A 3360-nucleotide genomic window follows, 5' to 3' on the forward strand; every position below is an offset into this window, starting at 1 on the left:
CACAAACATCCAATAAAATGGGAACAGAGATAATAGAGATGCAATGGTTAGGACTACATAAACCGGAAATGTACTAGAATTAAACCGCTTTTTACCTGTTTGTTTCATAGTCTTACACACCTCTCTTCTTCTTGTTGCCTGCTCCAGAAGTCAACCATGTATTTAGTGCCGCTGCTCCGACGATGATAATTAATAACAACACGGCTGTAGCAGAAGCTGTACCAAATGAACCTAAATTGAAAGCATCTCGATACAAGTACATAACGACGGTCATTGCTTCATCACGACTGAATGCAGATGAGCCTAAGAATACCGTTGGCTCTGCAAAAAGTTGAAGAGCTCCTACCGTAGACATGAAAACGGTCAGTACAATAAATGGCTTTAATAAAGGAACCGTGATATGGAAGAATTGCTGCACTTTGTTCGCTCCATCAATCGTAGCTGCCTCATATAAATCTTTCGGAATACTTTGCAGGCCAGCTAAGTAGATGATTGTGTTATAACCGACCCAACGCCAAAAGACCATCAGCGAAATCGCAATTTTCGCGCCCCACTCCGAAGTTTTCCAACTGACAGGGTCTACACCGAACAATCCGATCACGTAGTTAGCAAGCGCACTTTCATCACTGCTGAAGAATACGCCAAACACTAACGCCACAGCTACCATAGAGGTAATGTATGGCATGAAAATTGTCACCCTGAAAAAGTTCGTGAATCGAATGACAGCCATATTCAAGAAATAAGCAAGAATAATTCCTACAATCAATTGGGGGGCTGTCCCCATCAACCCAATAATGACGGTGTTATATAACGACTTCCAAAATAAAGGATCTTGCAGAACAATCATAAAGTTGTTCATTCCTACAAATTCCATTTCCCCTAGGCCATTCCACTTCTGAAAAGCAAGAACAATGCTGAAAATGGCTGGATAAAGACCGATGATGCCGAAGACGATAAAGAAAGGAGCCACATATAGATAACCCGAGATCATATCTTTCTTCTTCTCAGAAAGTTTGCTGGCTTTAGCAGTAGAGGCCCTTGCTTGTTTATGCACATTTTCCAACCTTATTACCCCCTTATGTAATGAGGGCTAGATGAACGTTCCATCCAGCCCAACTGACTTTATCGTTTAAGCAAATCTTCGATACGTTTGACAGCGTCGTTCCACTCTTTCTCAGGATCTCCGCCTTCTTGAACATTTCTTAATGCTGTTAAGATTTCATTGTTCACAGTCACGTATTTTGGTCCTTTGTAAACTTCAGGAATTTGTTTTGCTGCTTCAGCAAAGTATTTGGCTGTATTTTGGCCACCGAAATATTCATCAGAATTATTCTTGAACTCTTCCATCTCATACACAGATGGTGCAGATGGGAATAGTCCACTTTCAACAAACGATTTCAATTGATTTTCCGGAGATAGAAGCCATTTAGAGAATTTATACGCCTCTTTGCTATGCTCTGTTTCAGCAGGAATCGCTACATAAGAGCCGCCCCAGTTACCAGCAAATTGCGTCGGTAATGTCGTTACACGCCATTTACCAGCGCCTTCAGGAGCATTTTCTGTCATGTATCCTTTCAACCAGGCTGGTGCCATTTCGACAGCGAAACCGCCTTTGTTCAAAGCATTCGCCCATTCAGGTGTCCACATTTCAAAATTACCAACGTAACCCTCTTGATCTAAATCAACCGCAAAATCATACGCTTCTTTTACGCCATTATCAGGCTGGTCAATCAATAGTTCACCATCACGGTTAAAGTAACTAACTTTCAAAGCATCCATATGAGCACGAAAAGCCATTTCCATGCTGTCTACCATCGGCTGACCCGTCTCATCAAGGACTTTCTTCGCTGCATCTTTGAACTCTTCAGGAGTCGAGATGACCTCGCTTACTTTATCCGGATCTGTTGGCAGACTTGCTTTCTCAAAAACATCTGTATGATAGTACATTGCTTTTGGACCGATATCTGTTGGAAGACCGAAAAGGAAATCGCCTTCCGCATTTTCTGCTCCATTCCATTTCCAATCTAAGTATTGATCTTGAATCTCTTCAGCACCTAAATCATATAAGTTCACGAAACGATCTTGTGCTTCACGGTAGCGATCTAACTGATCCACTTCAATCATCGCTAAATCCGGAGCACCTGTCCCAGCAGAAATTGCTGTAAACAGACTGTTGTGGTGATCGCCTAGTTCAGACGTCTTCACATTGATTTTTACATTTGGATTTTCTTTTTCATATTCTTTAGCTAATGCTTCATAGTTCGTAGCCCCGAACACCCAAAAATCTAACGTAACCTTTTCTCCGTCTTGACCTTCACCAGATGCAGAATCTTCTCCTCCGCTACACGCAAAAAGAAATGCGCTCAAACTAATTAACAAAACAGCCAGCAAACTTTTTTTCAGATTCATTTAATTAACCCCTCCATATAGACTTCCTAGTCCCTGTTTTTCACCTTAGATCAATGAACGCCATTTAACGAAACCGGTTTCGTTAAACAGCTAAAAAAAATCAATTGATTTGATGCGTTGGGTTGATTATAACCATAAATGAATCCGTTTTCAATACTTTTTTCAGAAAAATCAACAAAGTTTAGCATGTTTTTAGTAAACCGGTTTCGTTAAATACTATAAAGTCCTTCCTTTCCCCTATTGGCTTTGACTTTATTTCAACTATGACTCAAAATAGAGAAGGACGAAGAGGTGAAACGTATGGCAGAAAAAGTATCTAGTACACGATGGTTTGGAATGGCTCTCCAGGCTCTCATTGTTCTAGCCAGTAACGAAGGCCTGTGCCCGAGCGGTAAACTAGCAGAAAAACTTGAATCCAAATCTGTATTTTTAAGAAAGATCTTAACTCATTTAGTGAAGGCCGGTTTAATCCAGGCTAAAGAAGGAAGAGACGGTGGATATTCCTTAGTGAAGAACCCAAACGAAATAACTCTTTCTGAAGTGTATGATGCCATGAGGGCGGAAACGTTCCCCAAAGGATTCCTGGACGTAGAAAGCAAAGAATGCTTTGCTCCTCCCACCAGAGATGCTCTTTTTGAGCTGCGGGATGAAATGGAAGGCTGGATAATAGAAGGGTTAGAACAAAAAACAATAGCTGATCTAATGAAACGATAAAAACGAAGCCTTCCATGGTTTCGTTTTTTTATTTGGCTCTGATCAATCATGTTGTTGATTTCTATTATTATAAAGCTCCCGATTGTTGAAGACTCAGTTTCAAGATAATGGCTGTTTCCGTTGCCTTGGACAGAGAAAGGAGTGCCGGGAATTCACTCGCTTTTCCGTGGGCGGGCGCTGAGCCTCCTCAGGCTCCGCCTTCCGGGGTCTCACCTGTCCCTTTGAATCCCACAGGAG

3 protein-coding genes are annotated in these 3360 nt (G+C 41.5%); 1 reads left to right on the forward strand and 2 read right to left on the reverse strand.

Annotation, left to right across the window (positions count from 1 at the left end):
* Positions 1-112 precede the first annotated feature (112 nt).
* Together LD39_RS19375 and LD39_RS19380 are read right to left on the reverse strand one after the other, a co-directional pair.
* The gene (locus LD39_RS19375) at positions 113-1063 is read right to left on the reverse strand and encodes a carbohydrate ABC transporter permease (RefSeq protein WP_035552108.1); all 951 of its coding nucleotides are present in this window, start codon (positions 1061-1063) and stop codon (positions 113-115) included.
* A 59-nt stretch (positions 1064-1122) separates the two neighbouring features.
* A complete protein-coding gene (locus LD39_RS19380; RefSeq protein ID WP_035552111.1) occupies positions 1123-2409 on the reverse strand; it encodes an ABC transporter substrate-binding protein in 1287 nt (428 codons plus the stop codon).
* A gap of 300 nt (positions 2410-2709) precedes the next feature.
* Here LD39_RS19380 and LD39_RS19385 point away from each other — a divergent pair, with 300 nt between their 5' ends.
* Positions 2710-3123, forward strand: coding sequence for an Rrf2 family transcriptional regulator (locus LD39_RS19385; RefSeq protein ID WP_035552114.1), 414 nt, complete (start codon positions 2710-2712; stop codon positions 3121-3123).
* The last annotated feature ends 237 nt before the right edge of the window (positions 3124-3360 follow it).

It is taken from the genome of Halobacillus sp. BBL2006 (genome assembly GCF_000786645.1).
In the GTDB taxonomy this organism is placed as follows: domain Bacteria; phylum Bacillota; class Bacilli; order Bacillales; family Halobacillaceae; genus Halobacillus.